The 19,082-nt window shown below is 38.5% G+C and carries 22 protein-coding genes and 1 tRNA gene; 2 read left to right on the top strand and 21 right to left on the bottom strand.

Going from position 1 to position 19,082, the window contains the following annotated elements:
• Positions 1-8: 8 nt before the first annotated feature.
• Positions 9-1,256 (bottom strand): hypothetical protein, encoded by a 1,248-nt coding sequence (locus tag HYW79_03700; protein MBI2635614.1) that lies wholly within the window; start codon positions 1,254-1,256, stop codon positions 9-11.
• Between the two features lie 194 nt (positions 1,257-1,450).
• Here HYW79_03700 and HYW79_03695 point away from each other — a divergent pair, with 194 nt between their 5' ends.
• The gene (locus tag HYW79_03695) at positions 1,451-1,903 is read left to right on the top strand and encodes a hypothetical protein (protein MBI2635613.1); all 453 of its coding nucleotides are present in this window, start codon (positions 1,451-1,453) and stop codon (positions 1,901-1,903) included.
• A 70-nt stretch (positions 1,904-1,973) separates the two neighbouring features.
• Here the strand turns inward: HYW79_03695 and rseP are convergent, their stop codons facing one another.
• The 4 genes from rseP to HYW79_03675 are packed head-to-tail and all read right to left on the bottom strand — an operon-like array spanning position 1,974 to position 5,425.
• Positions 1,974-3,056: an RIP metalloprotease RseP gene (gene rseP, locus HYW79_03690; protein MBI2635612.1), complete on the bottom strand. Its 1,083-nt coding sequence runs from the start codon at positions 3,054-3,056 to the stop codon at positions 1,974-1,976.
• A gap of 6 nt (positions 3,057-3,062) precedes the next feature.
• Positions 3,063-3,614: a ribosome recycling factor gene (gene frr / locus HYW79_03685; protein MBI2635611.1), complete on the bottom strand. Its 552-nt coding sequence runs from the start codon at positions 3,612-3,614 to the stop codon at positions 3,063-3,065.
• Positions 3,615-3,631: 17 nt separating this feature from the next.
• On the bottom strand, positions 3,632-4,408 hold the full coding sequence (locus HYW79_03680) for a hypothetical protein (protein MBI2635610.1): 777 nt from the start codon (positions 4,406-4,408) through the stop codon (positions 3,632-3,634).
• A 3-nt stretch (positions 4,409-4,411) separates the two neighbouring features.
• Positions 4,412-5,425: a rod shape-determining protein gene (locus tag HYW79_03675; GenBank protein MBI2635609.1), complete on the bottom strand. Its 1,014-nt coding sequence runs from the start codon at positions 5,423-5,425 to the stop codon at positions 4,412-4,414.
• Between the two features lie 78 nt (positions 5,426-5,503).
• Between HYW79_03675 and HYW79_03670 the strand changes: the two genes are divergently transcribed.
• Complete coding sequence (locus HYW79_03670) at positions 5,504-6,397, top strand: PEGA domain-containing protein (protein MBI2635608.1); 894 nt, start codon at positions 5,504-5,506, stop codon at positions 6,395-6,397.
• A 161-nt stretch (positions 6,398-6,558) separates the two neighbouring features.
• Here HYW79_03670 and HYW79_03665 read toward each other — a convergent pair whose 3' ends face one another.
• The 16 genes from HYW79_03665 to mnmA all read right to left on the bottom strand — a co-directional run.
• Positions 6,559-7,476, bottom strand: coding sequence for a DUF4238 domain-containing protein (locus HYW79_03665; protein ID MBI2635607.1), 918 nt, complete (start codon positions 7,474-7,476; stop codon positions 6,559-6,561).
• A 218-nt stretch (positions 7,477-7,694) separates the two neighbouring features.
• A complete protein-coding gene (locus HYW79_03660; protein ID MBI2635606.1) occupies positions 7,695-8,624 on the bottom strand; it encodes a hypothetical protein in 930 nt (309 codons plus the stop codon).
• Between the two features lie 5 nt (positions 8,625-8,629).
• Positions 8,630-8,702, bottom strand: a tRNA-His gene (locus tag HYW79_03655).
• 703 nt (positions 8,703-9,405) lie between these two features.
• On the bottom strand, positions 9,406-9,933 hold the full coding sequence (gene rpsI, locus HYW79_03650; protein ID MBI2635605.1) for a 30S ribosomal protein S9: 528 nt from the start codon (positions 9,931-9,933) through the stop codon (positions 9,406-9,408).
• Positions 9,934-9,943: 10 nt separating this feature from the next.
• A complete protein-coding gene (rplM, locus tag HYW79_03645; protein MBI2635604.1) occupies positions 9,944-10,324 on the bottom strand; it encodes a 50S ribosomal protein L13 in 381 nt (126 codons plus the stop codon).
• Between the two features lie 4 nt (positions 10,325-10,328).
• Complete coding sequence (gene rplQ / locus HYW79_03640; GenBank protein ID MBI2635603.1) at positions 10,329-10,679, bottom strand: 50S ribosomal protein L17; 351 nt, start codon at positions 10,677-10,679, stop codon at positions 10,329-10,331.
• Between the two features lie 3 nt (positions 10,680-10,682).
• On the bottom strand, positions 10,683-11,654 hold the full coding sequence (locus HYW79_03635; protein MBI2635602.1) for a DNA-directed RNA polymerase subunit alpha: 972 nt from the start codon (positions 11,652-11,654) through the stop codon (positions 10,683-10,685).
• A gap of 14 nt (positions 11,655-11,668) precedes the next feature.
• Positions 11,669-12,295 carry a 30S ribosomal protein S4 gene (rpsD, locus tag HYW79_03630; protein MBI2635601.1) on the bottom strand — a complete coding sequence of 209 codons (627 nt, stop codon included), beginning with the start codon at positions 12,293-12,295 and terminating at the stop codon, positions 11,669-11,671.
• Positions 12,292-12,741 (bottom strand): 30S ribosomal protein S11, encoded by a 450-nt coding sequence (rpsK, locus tag HYW79_03625; GenBank protein MBI2635600.1) that lies wholly within the window; start codon positions 12,739-12,741, stop codon positions 12,292-12,294. The genes rpsD and rpsK overlap by 4 nt, the downstream gene beginning before the upstream one ends.
• A 1-nt stretch (position 12,742) precedes the next feature.
• Positions 12,743-13,132, bottom strand: coding sequence for a 30S ribosomal protein S13 (rpsM, locus tag HYW79_03620; protein MBI2635599.1), 390 nt, complete (start codon positions 13,130-13,132; stop codon positions 12,743-12,745).
• A gap of 98 nt (positions 13,133-13,230) precedes the next feature.
• Positions 13,231-13,344 carry a 50S ribosomal protein L36 gene (rpmJ, locus tag HYW79_03615; GenBank protein ID MBI2635598.1) on the bottom strand — a complete coding sequence of 38 codons (114 nt, stop codon included), beginning with the start codon at positions 13,342-13,344 and terminating at the stop codon, positions 13,231-13,233.
• Between the two features lie 2 nt (positions 13,345-13,346).
• Positions 13,347-13,562: a translation initiation factor IF-1 gene (infA, locus tag HYW79_03610; protein MBI2635597.1), complete on the bottom strand. Its 216-nt coding sequence runs from the start codon at positions 13,560-13,562 to the stop codon at positions 13,347-13,349.
• Complete coding sequence (locus HYW79_03605; GenBank protein ID MBI2635596.1) at positions 13,556-15,262, bottom strand: hypothetical protein; 1,707 nt, start codon at positions 15,260-15,262, stop codon at positions 13,556-13,558. The genes infA and HYW79_03605 overlap by 7 nt, the downstream gene beginning before the upstream one ends.
• Before the next feature lie 45 nt (positions 15,263-15,307).
• Positions 15,308-17,047 (bottom strand): alanine--tRNA ligase, encoded by a 1,740-nt coding sequence (locus tag HYW79_03600; protein ID MBI2635595.1) that lies wholly within the window; start codon positions 17,045-17,047, stop codon positions 15,308-15,310.
• A gap of 420 nt (positions 17,048-17,467) precedes the next feature.
• A complete protein-coding gene (locus HYW79_03595) occupies positions 17,468-18,067 on the bottom strand; it encodes a class I SAM-dependent methyltransferase (GenBank protein ID MBI2635594.1) in 600 nt (199 codons plus the stop codon).
• Positions 18,068-18,131: 64 nt separating this feature from the next.
• A partial coding sequence (gene mnmA / locus HYW79_03590) for a tRNA 2-thiouridine(34) synthase MnmA (protein ID MBI2635593.1) occupies positions 18,132-19,082 on the bottom strand: 951 nt, incomplete at its 5' end.

Below are 19,082 nucleotides of genomic sequence, written 5' to 3'. Positions count from 1 at the left end.
AAATAAATTCAAAATTTATAATTTATTAATTGTAAAATTTTTATAATTTTCACTTCTTGCTGATCACGGCGTTTTAACTCAATCGATTCCTTCTCGAGTGTTTTTTGGCTTACGACAAGCCTCCAAGGTATTCCGATCAAATCGGCGTCGGTAAATTTTTCGCCGGCACTCTTATCGTCGCGATCATCGTATAGCACCTCAAAGCCTTTGGCAACTAATAATTTATAAGTTTTTTCTGCTTCTTTTTTAACATCCGGCTCGTCACTTTTTATCTCAATAAGATGAATTTTAAAAGGCGCCACCGCTTCCGGCCAGATTATACCCCGTTCATCGTTATAAATTTCCACTATAGTTCCCATAGTCCGTCCCAAGCCGATTCCGTATGATCCCATAGTAACTTTTTCTTTCTCCCCTTTCTGATTCAAGTATTGTAAATTTAAAGCATCGGAATATTTAGTCCCAAGCGGGAAAAGGTTTCCAACCTCGATGGATTTTTCTTCTTTAATTTTTCCATCGCATTTTGAACATTTGTCCCCATTTTTTAATTTTGAAATTTCTTTATTCTCGGCATATCCGCATTTTGAGCAGACAAAAATAGTATCTTCTCCAACCGAACTTAACACTTGAAATTCATGAGTATTGTTAGCGGTAAAAACACCTCCGGCAGCCAGAGTATAAATCGCTTTAAGGCCGCAGCGTTTAAATATTTTATAATAAGCTGCTTTAACTTTTTCATAGTATTTCCAGAAATCGCTTTCGGAAGCGTGGAAACTATACAAATCTTTCATTATAAATTCTCTTACTCTTAAAAGTCCTGATTTAGCTCTCGGTTCGTTCCGAAATTTAGTTTGAATTTGATATGCTCCAAATGGCAAATCCTTGTAAGAATTAACGAATGTCGTGGCAATCGAAGTTAGGACCTCTTCGTGAGTCCAGCCCATGATGAAATTAGCGGATTTCTCTTTTTTCCCCTTGGCCTCAAAGCCGACGTCAACATTCCAACGGCCGGTGGCATCCAAATATTTTTTTTCCACTAAAGCAGGCATAAACATTTCTTGCGCATCCAAAGCGTCCATTTCTTCACGTATTATTTGCGCTATTTTTTTAAAAACACGCCAGCCTAAAGGAAGAAAGGAATAAATACCAGCGGAATTTTTAAAAATAAATCCTCCTCTTTCAAGAAGTTTGGCGTTTGTAGAAATTTCGTCTTTTGGCGCCTCTCTTAAAGTTTTTCCAAAAAGTTGTGATTGACGCATAAAGTTTTAGTTAAAATTAAATCAAGCACCTATATTCTACAATAAACTCACCATTACGAAAACATTGACAATAATAAACGAGTATGATATAATACAGCAAATTCCTGTTCGCTAGAATAGGTCGCTGATGGCGTTATGCTTTCAGTGAAAGAAACCGCACAGGCCTGGATAAGTCCGGGCAACAGGAGGCCGTTATGGCAACCTCGAAACTGCACTTTCTCATCACGAACTGCCCTGGTCCGTTCCGGCTCGTTTCAGGATGGGTGCACATGCTGGAGAGGCATGGCAATCGTCTTTTGTTTGAGTTCACGGTCAGACCGGTCGAAGCAGGCGCAGAGCTTCTCGGCCACGACCGGAAGTTCAAGATTCAGTTCGAGGTGGCGCTCATGGGGGCGACCACCGGCTATGGTCATGGCGTGAACGAGCCGCGTAATGTCCGGATGCTTGGGCGGTTCTTGATCCCCAACATCCTTCAGCAAGACGGAATCTACTACGGGACCGGATTTCTGGTAACGCGGCTCGTCAGCGAGAAGGTAGCTCCCGAGCTTAACGAGTGGCAGTGGGAAGTCGTCTTCAACGCCGGAGGCGGTCGCACTGGCTTCGTGACCAAGCTCGACAGTCCGCTTCAGAAGGACTGGACCATGTAGGTAACAAGAACTGACCAACTGCTCGACCCGTCCCGCAACTGCGGGACGGGTCTTCTATTTTTTTAACTTTTTACAGAAGTTTTAATATGTCCCTGTAGGTTATCAGCGCGACGAGGATAAGGAGCAAAACGATGCCGACCGAGTGGATGGCGTTTTCCATTTTGGGGTTGACTCTGCTGCCTTTAATTTTTTCTATGGCGAAAAACAGAAGTCGTCCTCCATCCAGAGCGGGAATGGGTAAAAGATTTAAAACTGCTAAATTGAAAGAAATTAAAGCCGTAAGCTGGAGTAAATAAATAAATCCAAGACTTGTGGCTTGTCCCGCCAAAACGGCAATACCTATCGGGCCGGAAATCTCTTTTGGAACAACGCCGTTAAAAATTAAATTTTTTAAAATTCCAAAAAAACCGGTTACAATCATCCAGGTCGTGACAAAAGCCGACTTTGTGCCTAACCACAAGCTTTCATACCAAGAATAAGCGACAATTCCGGTTTTAGCGAGAGCAATTCCTAGCGCGCCTTCTCCTTCCGGCGGATTATCGCGCGGTACTATTTTAAATTCAATTGGTGCTCCAACTCTTTCTATTCCTAAAGTTATGTTTTTTCCTAAGTATTTATTTACGGCATTCTGAAGAGTCGCGATTTCATTTATGTTGATAATTTTATCGCCAGCTTTGAGATATTTTATTGTATCGCCGAAGTTTATACCGGCGGTATCGGCCGGGGAATTTGGAGCTACTAAAACGATCTGGATTTGAATATTTCTGGCAAGTGCCGCGTTTTCTGCGTCAATTGCTTGAGGAAGGCCGATGTAAAACCCGATTATTAAAAGAACCGCTCCTAGGATAAAATTCATTACGACGCCGGCTACGGTAATTAAGCTTCTTATGCCGACGGATTTAGACGCGAAACTTCTGGGGTTGCTCTCCCCGCTCCCGTCTTCTCCCATTATCTTTACAAATCCTCCCAGAGGGAGCAGGTTAATTGAGTAGAGAGTTTCCCCTCTTTTAAAACTAAAAAGCCGTGGCGGAAATCCGAATCCAAATTCTTCAACTATTAGTCCGGCGCGTCGGGCAACGATAAAATGCCCCCACTCATGGGCGAGTACCAAAATGCCCAGAATTACTATAAATATAATGATTGTTAATAACATAAGCGCTTATTTTTCTTTTATTTCTTTTTCTTTTAATTCAGATATGTTCTCAAGGTTTTTATTGGCTTCGTCGACAATAGTTTGAGTTTTTTCTTTCAATTTGAATTTTTCATCTTCGGCAATTTTTTTTCCGCTAAACAGATCGCTGATTTCTTTCATTGTGTCGTCTCTTTTTGCGCGATTTTGTATTTTCGATTCTTCCAACTTTATATTTACGATTTTAGTTAGGGCATCTCGCCGTTCTTCGGTTAACTGGGGAATAATTATTTTAATTGAGTTTTTATCAACAATGGGATTAAGTCCAAGCCCTGAAATCAAAATTGCCTTCTCTATTGCCGAAAAAGCGTTTTTATCCCACGGTTCTATTATAAGCATCCTAGGTTCGGGCGCGGAAATTGATGCCAGTTGCTTTAATGGCGTCTTAGTTCCGTAATAATCAACAAACATATTTTCCACAAGTGCCGGCGTGGCTCGGCCGACTCTTATTCCGGAGAGTTCGGCTTTGAATGATTCATTAATTTTTTTAAGATTATTTTTTAAATTTTCCAGTATTTCCATATATTTGATTTCAAATTTTAAGATTTGTTTTGCAAGTTAAGCAGTAATTCGTCATAAGCCAGTTTCGGGTTTATATTGGTTTCGTTTAATTTAAAATAAATACCCTGGCTTGTTTTAAGAAGATCAAATAATTTCTTGTCAGGATTAAAAATAAATTTTGTTCTTAAAAATTTAATCCAAAGTTCAAAAATTGCCGGCGCTTTATTGTCGCTGTGTAAATCTTCAAAAGAAGAAAATAATTCCAAACTATTGCTTTTAACCACCTTGTCAAATATACTAAATGATTTTTCCTCCTGTGGTGAGCGGAGTCGAACCACTTTTTGTTCGTTTGAGTGCCAAAACGGCAGTTTTATACCCCTTGAGACAATTGTTTCACGAATTGAATCCAATGTCTTAACGCAAAGAATAATTATAGCGTGAACAGGCGCTTCTTCGAAGGTTTTTAGAATGGCATTTTGCGCGTAATCGTTTAAATTTTCTGCATTTTCAATTATCACGACCTTATGTGTCCCCGAATAAGGGCTTAAGCTTATAAATTTTTTCATTTGGCGAATTAAACCTATCGTAATATCGCTAGAGGCTTCGGGTTTGAAAGAAAAAATATCGGGGTGCCACCTTTGGCGAGCCTCGCCTTGGGCGGGAAATTTTTCGTCTTTATTTTTTAGGATACTGTTGGCAAACCAAAACGCGATTTTTCTTTTAGAAACTTCATCGGGACCGTAAAAAATATAAGCATGTGAAAGTGTGTTACTTTTAATACAGTTATTAAGATAATCTATAATTTTTGGATACATACCTTACCTTTTTGCTGTTATATTTCGTTTATAAAATTCCAGATTTTCCAAAACCAATCCCGCTCCTTTGGCTACGCAAAAAAGAGGCTCTTCGGCGACGTAAGCCAGAACCCCGGTAGTTTTTACCACTAGCTCGTCAAAATTTCTAAGCAGAGCCGTACCGCCGGCTAAAATTATTCCTTTATCCATAATGTCGGCTGATAATTCCGGAGGTGTTTGGGCCAATACCAATTTTATGGCTTGGATTATTTCTCTTAAGCGCTCCGAGATAGCTTCAACCAGTTCATTGGTATATATTGTTATGTTGCGCGGCAGTCCTGTTAATATGTCTCTTCCTCTTACGCTGATTTGAAGTTCGTCTTTTACGGGTAAAGCCGATCCGATTTCAATTTTTATCCGTTCTGCCGTTCTTTCTCCGATAGCTAAGTTGTGCTTTCTTTTAAGATAATCAATAATCGCCTGGTCAAGTTTATTGCCCCCGACTCGGCGGGAATGGGATGTTACTATGCCGCCAAGTGACATTACGGCTACTTCAGTAGTGCCGCCGCCGATACTAACTATAAGATTACCGGAAGCAGAGTTGATGGGAATATTAGCACCAATTGCCGCTAAAACCGGTTCTTTTACTATATAAGCGGCTTTGGCACCGGCATTTATAGCGGCGTCAACGACCGCCCTCCTTTCTGTTGAGCTTGAACCCGAAGGTACTGTTACGAGAACATCGGGCCTTGTCAGTTGAAATCGGCCTAAACTTTTTTGTATAAAATACCTTAGCATTGTTTCGGTGATGTGATAATCGGCAATAACTCCGTCACGCATTGGTTTTTTTGCTATGATGTTTTCGGGCGTTCGGCCGAGCATTTTTTGCGCTTCTGCTCCGACTGCTAGAATTGTTTTTCCATTGCTTGAGAGGGTAACTACCGTAGGTTCGTTTAAAATTATTCCTTTTTTGGGAATAAAAACTAAGGTGTTAACCGTTCCGAGATCTATTCCGATTTTTTTAGTGAAAAAAGACATAGTAACGATATTTTACGATAAATTCATCTTTAAATCAAATTTGCCATAATGAGGAAAAAATGGTAATTTTTGGAGATTATGACTAGGAAATTTAGACGCTTTATTTTTTGGATATTTGCTGTTTTTTTTGTTGCATTAAGCATCGCCGTTTCTCTTATTGCCCAAGGGTGGAGTTTTGATTTTAACACATTAAAAATTGTGAAAACCGGTGGTATTTACATAAAAACTTCCGTAACGGAAGCAAGGGTTTATATAAACGACAAATATTATAAATCAACCGGCGGACTTTTAAGTCACACCACTCTCATAAGCGGCTTGGTGCCAAAACAATATAGCGTCTTTATTTATAAAGACGGTTACTTTCCTTGGAATAAAACTATAGAAGTTAGGAACGGTTTGGTTATGGAGTTAAGCCATATAATTTTATTGCCTATTAACCTAAATAAAACAAAAATTACAGAGGTACCAGCCCAACAAATTTCCGAGTTTAGTGTTAAAGATAAAACAATTGAGATTAAAAATAATAAAGTTAAAACCGTTAAAACTTATGATTTTGATGGCGCTCTTATTTCAAATAAAAAATTTAAAATTGCAACTTCTTCGCCTCTGCGAGTTACTTCGCCGGATGGAAGGAAAGAACTTTTTGTTTCAGAAAATAAAATTTGGATAAGTTATATTAGCGATGAAAAAGAAGAGCCGACGAGAAAAACCGGCGAAACAGATTTAGTGGCTTCTTATGAGGGACCAATTAAATTTTTCGATTGGTTTAACGACTCGGAACACGTAATATGGTACGCAAATAATGAACTTAAGGTTGCCGAAAGAGATGACCGCGGAGATAAAAGATATACAGCGTCATTTTATTTGGATATAGATTCTCCGGTGTTTTGGAACCAACAGAATTCTGAATTTTATTTTTTTGAACTGAATGATGAAGTACTGGTTCTGTATAAAATTAATGTTGGGAATTAACGCTTTGACCCGTTCGATGGTTCGACAAGCTCACCATCAAAACGCTAGAATAGCGTTTTGACCACTCCGACGCCTTTGGGTCGGAGCCCCGACCGGAACTCCGACGGTACCGTCGGAGAATGCGTCGGGGCTGAGAGATTATCTTTTAGACCACTGCAATGCTATGGTCTTTGCGGAACCTTAGCTGAACGTTCACTGCATATATTATAAAGTACATCTTTGCGGTTTGAAAATATATTTTCCGATATCTTAATAGAGCGAAAATTAAGCTGGTTTACTTGTTCTGGAGTTGCAATAAGGTTCTTCGGAAGATATTTATTCCAAGTCGCAATCAGTGCGCTGGTCTTTGATAGAGGAAAAGACAATTCAACGTCGTCATGATCCAATCCTGCTAGAGATGCCAGCGTATTTGCTCCATACTTTTTTTCTCTGTCTGGGCTACACATGCAGACTGGATTATCAGAGGATACAAATGGTATTTTATCATTGGTTTTTACTACACTCCAAAGCATGTTAAATATCTTTGGAGTAATTTTTTGAACAAGTTCAATTATTGATGCGGAATGATAATTATCAAAGTTTTGGATACCTTCCTCTAACTCTTTTAATGAAACTCCCCTTACCTCTTTCTGTTGAAATGAAGGTGCGGGTTTTCGCCCGATTTTTAATTCTTCATTAAGTTCCGTCTGTCTTTTTTTCCCCTCATTTAATATTTTTATAAGAGCGTTTCGTTTACGATTTCTTTGTATTTTTGTTCGATCAAACATAGCGGCGATAAACATGGAAATTACAATCCTTTCCTTTTCATTTATTTCTTCTCCATTTTCCAGTTTCTTTGATGCTGGTATATATTCTCCCTCGATTTTTCCCAATGTTGTTTCAACTTCGAGAGTACCACCACCCATGGGTAATTTAACTAAGTAGAAATAATCCTCCTTAAATGTATTTTCAGGATTAGTGGGACCAATAATTTTCCCATCAGACATTAAAACATAAATTTGGCCATTAACATCTGAAAAGTTTCTCTGGTAACTTTCTGTAATGTAATGATTGCCTTTATTTTTCTTTGATTGGTTCATTAATTAATCTTAATGATTTTAATGGTTAACTTCAAGATTATAGCTTATTTTTACCAAGTATTTTTTGATGAATTTCTTTTGACCTTTCTTTATTGATGGCCGCATAGTAGCGGAGGGTTGTGCATGGGCTCTTATGTCTGAATAAATCTCCCGCTGATGTAAATTTTAGAATGAAAAACCGCCAGAGATTAAAATTTCTGGCGGTTATATGTTTTTAACTAAACCTCATACTGCAAATTATCAGCATCTAGTCTCCATGGATATGGTTTTAAAACTGACATAATTCGTTTCTTAAAATCGGGAACTAAAGTAGAAAAGAAAACATATCTCTCGGGGAATTCAAGAGGAATAAGAATGAACTGACCGTTGGACAATGGAGCATCACTACTAAACAGGAATCGGCCTTCTTCAGCTTCACAAGCTATTTTATATTGAGCTTCTATTCTTAATTCTTCTTCCGTTTTATCAAAATCTGGATATTTTGTCACTCTTTCAAGAAGATTCTTAAAATCAATCTCAAACGCTTTTCTTGAAACAAAAGAAAAGAAATCGTTTAATACCCCCGCGTTTGGTTTAGCTCCTTCTTTTAATATTTCTTTTTCCCAATTGATAAATAATATATTTTCTAATTGGCTAATACCCTGAATCATTTTAATATATTTATCTGATATATCACTTTCAATTCTTCCTCTATCCAAAAAGGAATTATTAAAAGTAATCCACCAGTTTACAGTTACTCCATTTTTAAGAAATATCTGTATAATCTGGGGGATTTCTTTTTGAATCAATTTTGATTCAGTTTTAAGAGGAATAAACTGATTACCTTGTGTCCTATATCTTATTTCTAAGTCTTTTGACAGACACCATTGAGTTAAAATATCCACGGATTTACCATTGAGAATACAGTCGTTAATATAATTATCTACCCACTCATTAATCTTTTGGTTATTTGAACGTAGCGTTTTATTCTTTGTCCTAAGAAATTCCATTATTGCTACAGTTTGCGGCATTCTCATTGGCTCCTCCTTTTGCCTGAGTTGTTGTAAAAGAACTTTTATTTTTTGTAAAAGAGCAGTTTTAACCAACCCAAACCGATACTTGAGTTGGTTAAATCTATTCTTTTTTATTTTTTTACTTTTATAACTCATACAGGGGTCTCCGACGGGACTTGAACCCGCAACCAATCCCTTCACAGGGGACCGCTCTTCCAATTGAGCTACGGAGACCATAAAGATGGGAGGAAAAGGAAATTCCCTCTTCCTCCCACTCACACGGAAGTTGGTGCGGACCGGCACCTCCGAAAGCACGGCAGATTCTGGTAAACCCCATACCCTTCAACCTCCTTTGGTTGAAAAATAAAAAAACTCCCGTTCTTTTCCTACTATTTTTCAATAGTAAAAAAGGAACGAGAGTCATTAAAAAAAACACCTCGTGGTCCCATCCTTTTTCTTGGACGCTTTATTCAAGAAATCCAAGCACTTAATTGCCTGTTCACGATAAGTGATTACCGTTTGGTTTATGCCAATTTGGCTTTTTCACCAGCCGCTCCGAAGGGGTGTTCAATAGCTTTTTGGGTCTCGGCTTTCACTGTCCCGAGCTCGCTTTTACCTTAATTATGCTATTCTACTATTCCTTCGTATTAATGCGTTTGAATAGATATGAAATTGTTAAACTATAGCAATCATATCAAAATCTATTATAATTGTCAACAAACTGTTTTTATACTGGAAAACAAGCGAAACTGTGCCCAAAGCGCACGATTAGCGTTTACTCCACTGCAACGCTATGACTCGATTGGTGTCTTAGTTAGGCGTAAATATCGTGTGTCTGCGGGGTTCGTTTAACGCTTCGACCACTCCGACGCCTTTGGGTCGGAGCCCCGACCGGAACTCCGACGGTACCGTCGGAGAATGCGTCGGGGCTGAGAGATTATCTTTTAGACCACTGAGGAGCTCTCCTCGCTCCCTTTAATCCGGGCTTCTTTCTTTCTTTCATTCGCGAGTCACGGGTCAGAAATCCCAATGTTTTAAGTATCGATTTTAACTCGGGGTTCAATAAAACCAATGCCCGGCTTAAACCGTGTCTGATAGCTTGAGATTGAGCCCTAAGGCCGCCGCCATAAACTTTAGCCGACATTTTAGAGAGAGCGGAGCTGCTTTTTTCAAAAGGTTGAACCGCGGTTTCTTGCATACCCTTTTCTTTAAAGTATTCGGAGAAGTTTTTGTCGTTTATCGTAATTTCTTTATTTTTTGAATTCGGCCAAATTCTAACTCTAGCTGTTGCGGTTTTTCGTCTGCCAATAGCTTCGTAAAATTTTTCCTTAAATTTTTCCTTGCCCTCCGACTTGTCCACTGAAGCTTTACCGCGTCCATCCGTAGCCTTTGGCGAAGGAGGAGCGGAGGCGGGAGCTTTAGCATTTGCGATATTTTTTTCTTTTTTTTGTTTCTTAATAACCATATGTAAAATATTATTCAATCCTTCGACTCTGCTCAGGATTAATAATTAATCTTTTCATTAATTTGGGGCGCAGACGATTTTTGTTAAGCATTCTTAGAACGGCCATTTTTAAGGCTTTACCCTTGTCTTTTTTAATGAATTCTTGATATTTTATTTCTCTTAAACCTCCCGGATATCCCGTATAGTGCCTATAAATTTTTTGTTCCGCCTTTTTTCCGGTTAAAACTATTTTATCAATATTGGCTACTCTAACGGTTATAAGCGGGTCTAAATGCGGCGCATAGTTAATTTCGCTTTTTCCCCGAAGAAGCGTGGCAATGTTTGTTGCTAACCGGCCAAGTGACTGGCCCTTCGCATCAATATTATAAGTTTTATTTTTAGAAACTGGCATGAGATTACTTTAAGAGTTCAATTATTACCATTTTTGCACTATCGTTTTTTCTTATCCCGAGCTTCATTATTCTGCAGTAGCCGCCTTCTCGTTCTTTAAAACGCGGCCCTAAAGTATGGAATAATTTATTCACTGTTTTCGGATTATAGCGCTTTAAAAGTAACCGGCGATTTGCCAGAGTATCGTTTTTTGACCGGCTTATGGCTTTCTCAACAAGCGATCTTATTTCTTTTGCGCGCGCTTCAGTTGTTCTTATCCGTTCTTTTTCAATTAAAGCACCGGTTAGATTTGAAAGAAAAGATCTTCTATAATCTGCCAACCGGCCGAATTTTCGATTTTTCTTTAGATGCTTCATGCATTATTCTTCCTGTTTTAAAGTGAGACCCAATTTACCTAATGTTTTCTTTATTTCTTTTATCGCCTTATCTCCCAATCCTTCAAGTTTCATCAAATCGCGTTCATTCAATTTAATGATCCCACCTACATTCTTTAGATGATTGCTAATCAGGATATTTTGGGTGCGATTAGATAATTTTAAATCCTCAATTTTTATTTTTAATATATCTGCCTCCTCTTCTTTCTTTGATTCTTTTTTAACAACTTCTTGTTCTATTTCCTTTCCTTCTTGTTTTGTCTTAGTTATTCCTAAAGCTATTATTTTATAATGATTAATCAAAATGTTAGAGGCGTCGGTAAGCGCTTCTTGCGGCGTTATCGTGCCGTCGGTTTCAATGTCGAATCTTAAGCGATTATAGTTTGTTTTATCGCCAACACGCATGTCTTCAACTTCGTAATTAATCATTCTGATTGGCGTAAAAATTGCATCAATGGCAATCCCGCCGACCTCCTGTTTTTCGGATTTTCGAGATTCTACGCCTGAATAGCCGAGTCCTTTTTCTATTTTTATTTCCATTTCCAATGAAGCACTTTTTGAACTAAGAGTGGCAATATGAATGTTGGGATTCGTAATTTCAATTTGGGAAGAAAGTTTTATGTCTTTTCCTGTCACCTCTTTTTCGCCTTTTACCTTTAAAATGGCGGTTTGTGGCTCAATGGAATGAACTTTAAATCTTATTTGTTTGAGATTTAAAATAATTTCCACAACATCTTCAAGAACTCCGGGTATAGTGGAAAATTCATGATTCACATCTTTGATTTTTACGGAAGTGATGGCGGCGCCAGGAAGAGATGAAAGAATTACCCTTCTTAAGGCGTTGCCTATAGTTAGACCGTATCCCGGATAAAGTTCTTCAATCTCAAAAACAGCGCGATTCGGTGAAATCTGCTTAACTAATTTTGGCGCTTTTGGCAAATAAATATTTGTTTCCATAGTTTTTAAAAAAATTACCTTGAATAATATTCTACGATCGCGTTCATATTTAAATTTTTAGGGAGATCGTCGTCTTTTGGTTCCGATTTTATTTTTATTTCAAAAGTTTTTTTATCAACCTCAAGCCATGAAGGCGCGTCATGTTTTTTTAATCTTATATCAAGTCCTCCAAATATCAACTTTAATTTGCTTTGCGGCCTTATTGAAATTATGTCTGCTACGTTAACTTGGTAAGAAGGAACGTTAATTCGTTTTCCGTTAACCAAAAAATGGCCGTGGCTTGTAAGTTGCCTGGCAATTGCTCTCGATAGCGCCAGGCCAGCCTTAAAAACTGCGTTATCCAGTCTCTTTTCTAAGATGCTTAAGAGAATGTTGCCGGTTAAACCTTTCTTTTTTTTTGTTTCATTAAAGTATTTTTTTAATTGTTTTTCGGTTAGTCCATAAATAAATCGGAGTTTTTGTTTTTCTATCATTTGTGCTCCAAACTCAGAAAGAGCCCTGCGGCGAGCTTTCCCATGCTGACCCGGCCTATAAGGCTTTTTCATAAAAGATGACTTTGGCGAAAAAGAACGCTCAGCCTTAAGACCAAGATTTTCTCCAACCTTTCGCGATAATTTTTCTTTTGGTCCGGTATATCTCATACTCTTCTAACTTTTTTAGGCCTTGGGCCGTTATGCGGAATGGGAGTAAGGTCTTTTATAGTTATAATATTTAGTCCTTGGTTTGCAAGCGATCTTATGGCTGATTCTCTTCCCGAACCGATACCTTTAACAAATACTTCAATTTCGTTTAAACCGGTCTTTTTTACTTTTTCCACCACTGCTCCAGCCACCTTTGAAGCGGCATATGGAGTAGCTTTTTTAGGACCCTTAAACCCCAAAGAACCGGCTGATGACCAGGCTAAAACCCCTCCTTTTTCATCGGTAATAACAATGATTGTATTATTATAGCTTGCTCTAACAAAAGCCTTACCGCGGTGGAAAGACCGCCCAGTATTTATTGTAGCCGGTTTCTCGCTAGGTTTCGCCCCGGTGCCCTCTTTTAAGAGCTCTTCTTCTGTTTGTGTTTTTATTTTTTTCTTTCCCATTTTATGTTTTTTCAGTACCTTTTTTTCGGCCAGAACCAACGGTTTTTCTGACATTGCCTCTTCTGGTTCTGGAGTTAGTTTTTGTCCTTTGGCCTCTTACCGGCAAGCCCTTGCTGTGGCGTAATCCTCGGTAAGCGCCGATTTCTTTTAGTCTTTTAATATTACTTTGGATTACTCTTTTTAAATCACCTTCAATTTTGTAATTTTTTTCAACAAAATCACGGAGTCTGTTTAATTCTCCTTCCGTCAACTGACTTGCTTTTTTAGTTGGGTCAATGTTTACGTTTTTTATAATTTTTGCTGCCAAAGAACTCCCGATGCCATAGACATATGATAAGGAAATGATTATTTTTTTATTTTCGGGGATAGCAACCCCGGCGATTCTTGGCATATATTTTATAAAATATAATTTATTTAAAAATTTTCAGGCAACCCGTTGAAGCTCGCTTGCTCGCCCCGTATACAACTTGTTGTTGTACGGGGCTCGCTTCAACCTTGTTTTTGCTTATGTTTTGGGTTAGAACAAACAATAAAAAGCCGTCTTTGACGACGCACTACCTTGCACTTGGCGCAAATTTTTTTAACGCTCGCTCTAACCTTCATATCTAAAATCTTCTAATTATGCGGCCCCGCTTTTCGTCTGGAGATACTTCTATTTCTACCCTGTCACCTACTAAAACCCGAATAAAATGCAAGCGCATTTTACCTGACAAATGGGCTAAAATGTCTCGGCCGTCATCCAATTTTACTCTAAAGTTGGTATTAGGCAGGGTTTCAATAACAACGCCATTAAATGGCGGCTTCTTATTGTTTATCACAATGCTTTTTCTTTGTCAATGGTAATGTTAACTCTATTTAAGTTTGTTGGCGCTCGACTGACCCAAAATGGCCATAATGAAATTGTGGCGCTGCTGATAAAGAGTTTATTTGAGATAAGCGCCCTCATTTCATTTTCATTTTGACCGGCCAATTCTTTTTTTAAATTGTTGATATCGGCGCCTAAGGCATTTTCTTCATCTATTTTTAAAGTAAAAAATAACTCGCCTTTTTTAAAGTCTGTTTTAGTGGCTGACGGATAGTTTATATCGCCTTCAAATTTAAACGCGCCTAATTCAGGATACTTTAATGAAACGAAATTACCAATTAACGCCCTAAGATCTCGTTCCCTAAAAAACATAGCCTGCCAAGTTATTTTCATATTGATAGTAAAAGAATCGGCAGAACTGCCTGTCAAAACCGATGATTTGAATTCATCAATTTTAACACTTGAAGCGCCTTTAATCAACTTAAAATCGGAAGAGTCTTTAAGAGTGCTTAGGGTATCGTTTTCTATTTCTTTGATAAGCTGTTCTTGTAAATTTAGTTTAGCTTTTTCGATCTCTATTTGGTCTATTGTCGAAACCGATCCAATTTTGCCGCTAGCCATCTCTTCAGAGCTTTGAGCGTAAAATCCGGCATATTTAGGGGATTCTTTGAATCCTGGAATTGTAAAATAAGAAGGGCCTATGTTGTATTCCAGACCGGCAACGTCGGCCACTACTTCCGCTTTTATGGAACTCGGCGTTAACTTTCCCGATACAACTTTCGCTCCCGGCACGATAATCGGCGCCTGAAGACGGAAAATTTTGCCGTCTTTGGTTTCAAATCTGGTTTGGGCAACCAGTCTCTGCGGCGCGGAACTATACGCGTTATAAATTGTAATAAAACCTCGGGATCGCAAAGATGTCTCTTTTTTTATTCCTTCGGTAGAAAAAGTTTTTGAGCCGGATTTGCTTAACATAAAGTATTCACCGGGAATAATGCCGTTTGCCAAATTAGATGAACCGCTTTTTTTACTTACCGCTACGGGTATGTCGGCATCTACTTTAATCTTTCTTATCGCGATACTTATTTCTGCTTTTGGAAGCGTCAAATAAAGCATTCCGGTAAGCGAAACTCCGCCCATAACAAAAAGAAATATCGTTAAACGTTTGAATGAAAATATTTTTTTCTTGATTTTAACATTATCGGATCCGACATAAAAATTTTCAAGATTTTTTTCCAAGTCGGGGTTGTTTGGGGAATCTAAAGGCTTACTATATTCGGTTTCGTAAACAATCGGCTCTTGCGGCACAGCTACATCTAGTTCGGGCTCTACAATCGGTTCCGGATCAGGCTCCGGCGTTATTTCTATTTTTTTTTCTTTAAAAAAAGAAGGAGGTATTACATCCATCATTCGTTTCATTTTTACGGGTTGTTTGACAACGGATGCCGCAGGAATCTTATTGGAATTATAAATAAGAATATCAAACTCTTTTGCGAATGATTTTAAATCGCTATTTTCCGTACTTAGCGATAAAGTTTTATTAACGCTCTCCGCCTCTTGTTTCAAGAGTTTAATAGAATCGGGATTGGCGCTAATGATAGAATTTTTTGGCAAAACCAAAATAATTTCCTTCTGCTTTGACCGTAAAATACGGTCAATTAAGACCGGAATGTCATCTTTGATTCTGGCGCGAATTATTTCAAAACCTTCGGGCATTTTTGTTAGCTTGCTTCTACGTTTAAGTATAACACAAAATTTTTACTATTCCACAACCCCTCTGATTCTTCGCACTCCGGCCGAAGAACTTTCTTCTTTAATAATTCTAAAATGGCCTATTTCTCCCGTGGAATTAACATGAGGGCCGCCACAGAACTCTTTTGAATAGGCTTTTGATAAATCAGGGTCGCCAATTGAATAAACATTTACCTCCTCATCGTATTTTTCCTTAAAGAAAGCGCGAGCGCCGATTTCGAGTGCTTTTTCTTTCGGCATTTTTCTCGCTATAACCGGCAAGTTCATTTTTATTTTTTCATTCACGATATCTTCAATTTTTTTAATTTCCTCCGGTGTCAGTTTTCTTGGGAACGTAAAGTCGAATCTGGTTCTTTCCTCCGTAATGTCGGAACCCATTTGTTTAACGTCGGCTTCACTGCCTAAAATATCATGAATGGCTTGATGTAATAAATGGGTTGCGGTATGAAGTCGTGTAATTTTTTCCGCCGATTCCTTATTCTGAACCGAGCCAATACCATGCCCGCCGAATTTCTTTTCAGCGCCGGCACGGGAAATTTCCTGGTGTTTTTCCATTGCCTCTTTTAACTCAGATTCATCAAATCTTATATTTCTTTCGTTTGCCAACTCTTTTGTCAGTTCCGGAGGAAATCCGAAACTTTCGTAAAGACGAAAAATATCTTTACCTGTAATTATTCCCGAAGCGGCAGTCTTTTCAAATTCTTTAATTCCCAATGCCAATGTTTTAGAAAATTTTTCTTCCTCCTTTTCTATAACTGTCAGAATGTCATTTTTTTTAATAGATAATTCCGGATAAAATTCCTTATAAATTTCTATAACTTTTTGCGATAAAGGGGTTAAAAAGTTTTTATAAAGATTTAAAATAAGGCCATGGCGAATAGCGCGACGTAAAAGTCGTCGCAAAATATATCCTTGTTCCGTATTCGATGGTAAAACGCCATCGGCGACAAGAAATACAGTAGCTCTTACATGGTCGACGATAATTCGAACCGAACGAGCTTCATTTTCAATATTACGGTGGGGAATCAACTGTATAATCGGCTCAAATAAATCTGTCTCAAAAACCGTCGGCGCGTTCTGAATGACTTTTACAAGTCGCTCAAATCCCCAGCCAACATCCACCCCTTTTTGTTTTAAAGGCGTAAAAACATCACCTTTTGAATAAAAGTATTCCATAAAAACCAAGGTGGCTACTTCCAATCCGTCAACATAAACTTCATTGCATGCACCGCAAGGACCTTCCGGCCCGGCCGGTCCCCAAACGTTACCGTCTTCTCGTTTGCCGAGCTTAATTTTTTCCGCCGGCAAAAATCGCAGCCAAGCGTCGTATGATTCTTGATCTTTTGGAATTTTTTGATCCCCTTCAAAAATCGAGGCTGATATCCGCTCTTTTGAAATCTCAAAAATTTTAGTAAGAAGCTCAAAAGTCAATTCAATGGTTTCTTTCTTAAAATAATCCCCGAAAGAAAAATGTCCCAGCATTTCGAAAAAAGTCAGGTGCGATTCGTCTCCAACTTCATCAATATCGGAAGTACGGAAAGATTTTTGTATTGAAGCAGTTCGCCGCGACCCAAAATCCTTTATAGGGTCCTTATCGCCGGTAAAATACGGCTTGAATTGCTGCATTCCGGCGGTTGTTAAAAGCACCGACGGGTCGTCTTTAGGCACAAGAGAAGAAGAGGGTACAATTTTGTGTCCCCTGCTTTCAAAAAACTCTAAAAACTTTTTTCTGATTTCTTGAGACGTCATGAGGTTAATTTTAACATTCAATACGGCTTGACACAATCTCGGTTCAATAAGTAAAATAAAGTTATCTTTAATAAAATTATAACAAAGCTAAAAAGGAGGAGGCAATGTCTCTTTGCGCGTCGTGCGGACTTCAGCTTAGCGGTAACGCCGAGCTATGCCCCCATCACCATTGTGTTTATGGAGATAACTGGGCTGAAATAAATCGCATTATGTGTGATTTTTTTCATAGAGAAATAGCGCCGCCTCGGCTTTCAAAAGAAGAACGTAACGAGGGATAATTAAGTCCCTCTTTTATTTAAATAAAAAATCGTCAGTGCAAACATACTGACGACATAAGTTTATGAACTCATAATTTTAAAGAATTTTTATAGTATAAGAATAAACATACTATATGTCAAATTTTGCATGGGTTCGTGGAATCTAAATTTTTCTTCCTAAAATAACGTTGGGAATAGTATATCTCGGATTAAATTCAGGAACGTAATCTTTAAATTCATAACTAAAACTATATTTATTAGCTATTTTTTTCCACCAAGTCTCATCGCAACCAACGTGGTTGTGAAACGGCGTATCAATAATAAAAATTCCATTAGGTTCGAGATTATCCATAATACACGAAATACATACTTCGCCTTCCTGCTTATCAAGATTGAACCCAAAACTGTTATATGGAATTATAATTAGAGGAAATTTTTTCTTGAATGCGAATTGCCGCATATCGCCTTGGATAAAATGAATCCTTCTTTGAACCGGTAAGGGCAATGTTTTTACAGCATCAACTCCCAATTTAAGCATGTGTGGGGAAGCTTCAATGCCAAAAACCGTAAAACCGCGCTTGGCTAGTTCCATCATTACTCGCCCAGCGCCGCAGGCCAATTCCAAAACTTGTCCACCAGCTTCTTTTGCGTAACTTGAAAAAAAATCAAATTCTCTATCATACCGCTCAAAAGTACTGCGGTCTATGTAGCCGAAGAGGTAGCCTCGTATTCTTTGAGCGTATTCCGCACTGTAAATTGGCATGTCTCTGCCTCCTTTTAATACATTTTTAAACAACTGAATAATTATAAATTAAACATGATTTTTATCATCTGTCAATAATCCCGCCGCCAAGCATTACACCGTCTTTGCTGTAGAATACGGCGCTTTGGCCGGGAGTTATAGCTCTTTGCGGTTCATCAAACACAATCGATTGTTTATTATAAATTGTTGCTTTTTGTAGAGGTTGGCGGTACCTGACACGCGCTAAGCATTTAATTGGTAATTTTGGCGCTTTGCCAGAAACCCAATTTAAATTTCGCGCTGTTAGTTCTTTAGAAAAGAGCGCTGTATTCTCAGCTTCGGTTACAAAAATGGTATTTTTTTTATGGTCTTTCCTGACAACATAATAGGGCGTTCCGCCGCCGGTTGAACCGATGCCTCTTCTCTGGCCAATAGTATAAAAAGAAAGGCCGTCGTGTATTCCAACTTTTTCCCCCGCCAAAGTTAAAATCGGCCCCGGTTTTTTGCCAAGCTGTTCTTTCAAAAATTCCGCAACATCAATTTCACCGACAAAGCATACCCCCTGCGAATCCGGTTTTTTTGCCGTCGGCAAATCATATTTTTTTGCCAGCGCGCGAACTTGCGGCTTGACGTAATCGCCAATTGGAAACAAGCAATGTTTTAACTGTTTTTGGGTAAGCGTCCATAAAAAATACGTCTGATCTTTGTTGCTATCTTTCGCAACATGCAACATGCAACATGCAACATTTTTGTTTTTGTTATGTGTTATGTGTTGTGTGTTGTGTGTTAGGCGGGCGTAGTGCCCGGTGGCAATATAATCGGCGCCAAGTTTGAACGCTTTCTTTAAAAACAAACCAAATTTAATTTCTTTATTGCACATTATATCGGGGTTTGGTGTTTCTCCCCTTCTATATCCATCTATCATATAATCAATCACCGATTTTTTATATTCGTTTTCAAAGTTAAAAATATAAAAAGGAATGCCCAAAACGCCAGCAACGCGTCTAGCGTCAGCCGCGTCTTCTTCCGCGCAGTT

The sequence above is a fragment of the Parcubacteria group bacterium genome, from assembly GCA_016186325.1.
GTDB lineage: Bacteria > Patescibacteriota > Minisyncoccia > UBA10092 > UBA10092 > JACPHB01.
Note: the sequence above shows the minus strand (reverse complement) of the source record. Positions and strands in the feature narration are given on the sequence as shown.

What these genes read in the sequence shown, in the direction of transcription:
- HYW79_03700 (MBI2635614.1), bottom strand. Translation starts at nt 1,256, where the DNA reads ATGCGTCAATCACAACTTTTTGGAAAAACTTTAAGAGAGGCGCCAAAA.
- HYW79_03695 (MBI2635613.1), top strand. Translation starts at nt 1,451, where the DNA reads ATGGCAACCTCGAAACTGCACTTTCTCATCACGAACTGCCCTGGTCCG.
- rseP (MBI2635612.1), bottom strand. Translation starts at nt 3,056, where the DNA reads ATGTTATTAACAATCATTATATTTATAGTAATTCTGGGCATTTTGGTA.
- frr (MBI2635611.1), bottom strand. Translation starts at nt 3,614, where the DNA reads ATGGAAATACTGGAAAATTTAAAAAATAATCTTAAAAAAATTAATGAA.
- HYW79_03680 (MBI2635610.1), bottom strand. Translation starts at nt 4,408, where the DNA reads ATGTATCCAAAAATTATAGATTATCTTAATAACTGTATTAAAAGTAAC.
- HYW79_03675 (MBI2635609.1), bottom strand. Translation starts at nt 5,425, where the DNA reads ATGTCTTTTTTCACTAAAAAAATCGGAATAGATCTCGGAACGGTTAAC.
- HYW79_03670 (MBI2635608.1), top strand. Translation starts at nt 5,504, where the DNA reads ATGACTAGGAAATTTAGACGCTTTATTTTTTGGATATTTGCTGTTTTT.
- HYW79_03665 (MBI2635607.1), bottom strand. Translation starts at nt 7,476, where the DNA reads ATGAACCAATCAAAGAAAAATAAAGGCAATCATTACATTACAGAAAGT.
- HYW79_03660 (MBI2635606.1), bottom strand. Translation starts at nt 8,624, where the DNA reads ATGAGTTATAAAAGTAAAAAAATAAAAAAGAATAGATTTAACCAACTC.
- rpsI (MBI2635605.1), bottom strand. Translation starts at nt 9,933, where the DNA reads ATGGTTATTAAGAAACAAAAAAAAGAAAAAAATATCGCAAATGCTAAA.
- rplM (MBI2635604.1), bottom strand. Translation starts at nt 10,324, where the DNA reads ATGCCAGTTTCTAAAAATAAAACTTATAATATTGATGCGAAGGGCCAG.
- rplQ (MBI2635603.1), bottom strand. Translation starts at nt 10,679, where the DNA reads ATGAAGCATCTAAAGAAAAATCGAAAATTCGGCCGGTTGGCAGATTAT.
- HYW79_03635 (MBI2635602.1), bottom strand. Translation starts at nt 11,654, where the DNA reads ATGGAAACAAATATTTATTTGCCAAAAGCGCCAAAATTAGTTAAGCAG.
- rpsD (MBI2635601.1), bottom strand. Translation starts at nt 12,295, where the DNA reads ATGAGATATACCGGACCAAAAGAAAAATTATCGCGAAAGGTTGGAGAA.
- rpsK (MBI2635600.1), bottom strand. Translation starts at nt 12,741, where the DNA reads ATGGGAAAGAAAAAAATAAAAACACAAACAGAAGAAGAGCTCTTAAAA.
- rpsM (MBI2635599.1), bottom strand. Translation starts at nt 13,132, where the DNA reads ATGCCAAGAATCGCCGGGGTTGCTATCCCCGAAAATAAAAAAATAATC.
- rpmJ (MBI2635598.1), bottom strand. Translation starts at nt 13,344, where the DNA reads ATGAAGGTTAGAGCGAGCGTTAAAAAAATTTGCGCCAAGTGCAAGGTA.
- HYW79_03605 (MBI2635596.1), bottom strand. Translation starts at nt 15,262, where the DNA reads ATGCCCGAAGGTTTTGAAATAATTCGCGCCAGAATCAAAGATGACATT.
- HYW79_03600 (MBI2635595.1), bottom strand. Translation starts at nt 17,047, where the DNA reads ATGACGTCTCAAGAAATCAGAAAAAAGTTTTTAGAGTTTTTTGAAAGC.
- HYW79_03595 (MBI2635594.1), bottom strand. Translation starts at nt 18,067, where the DNA reads ATGCCAATTTACAGTGCGGAATACGCTCAAAGAATACGAGGCTACCTC.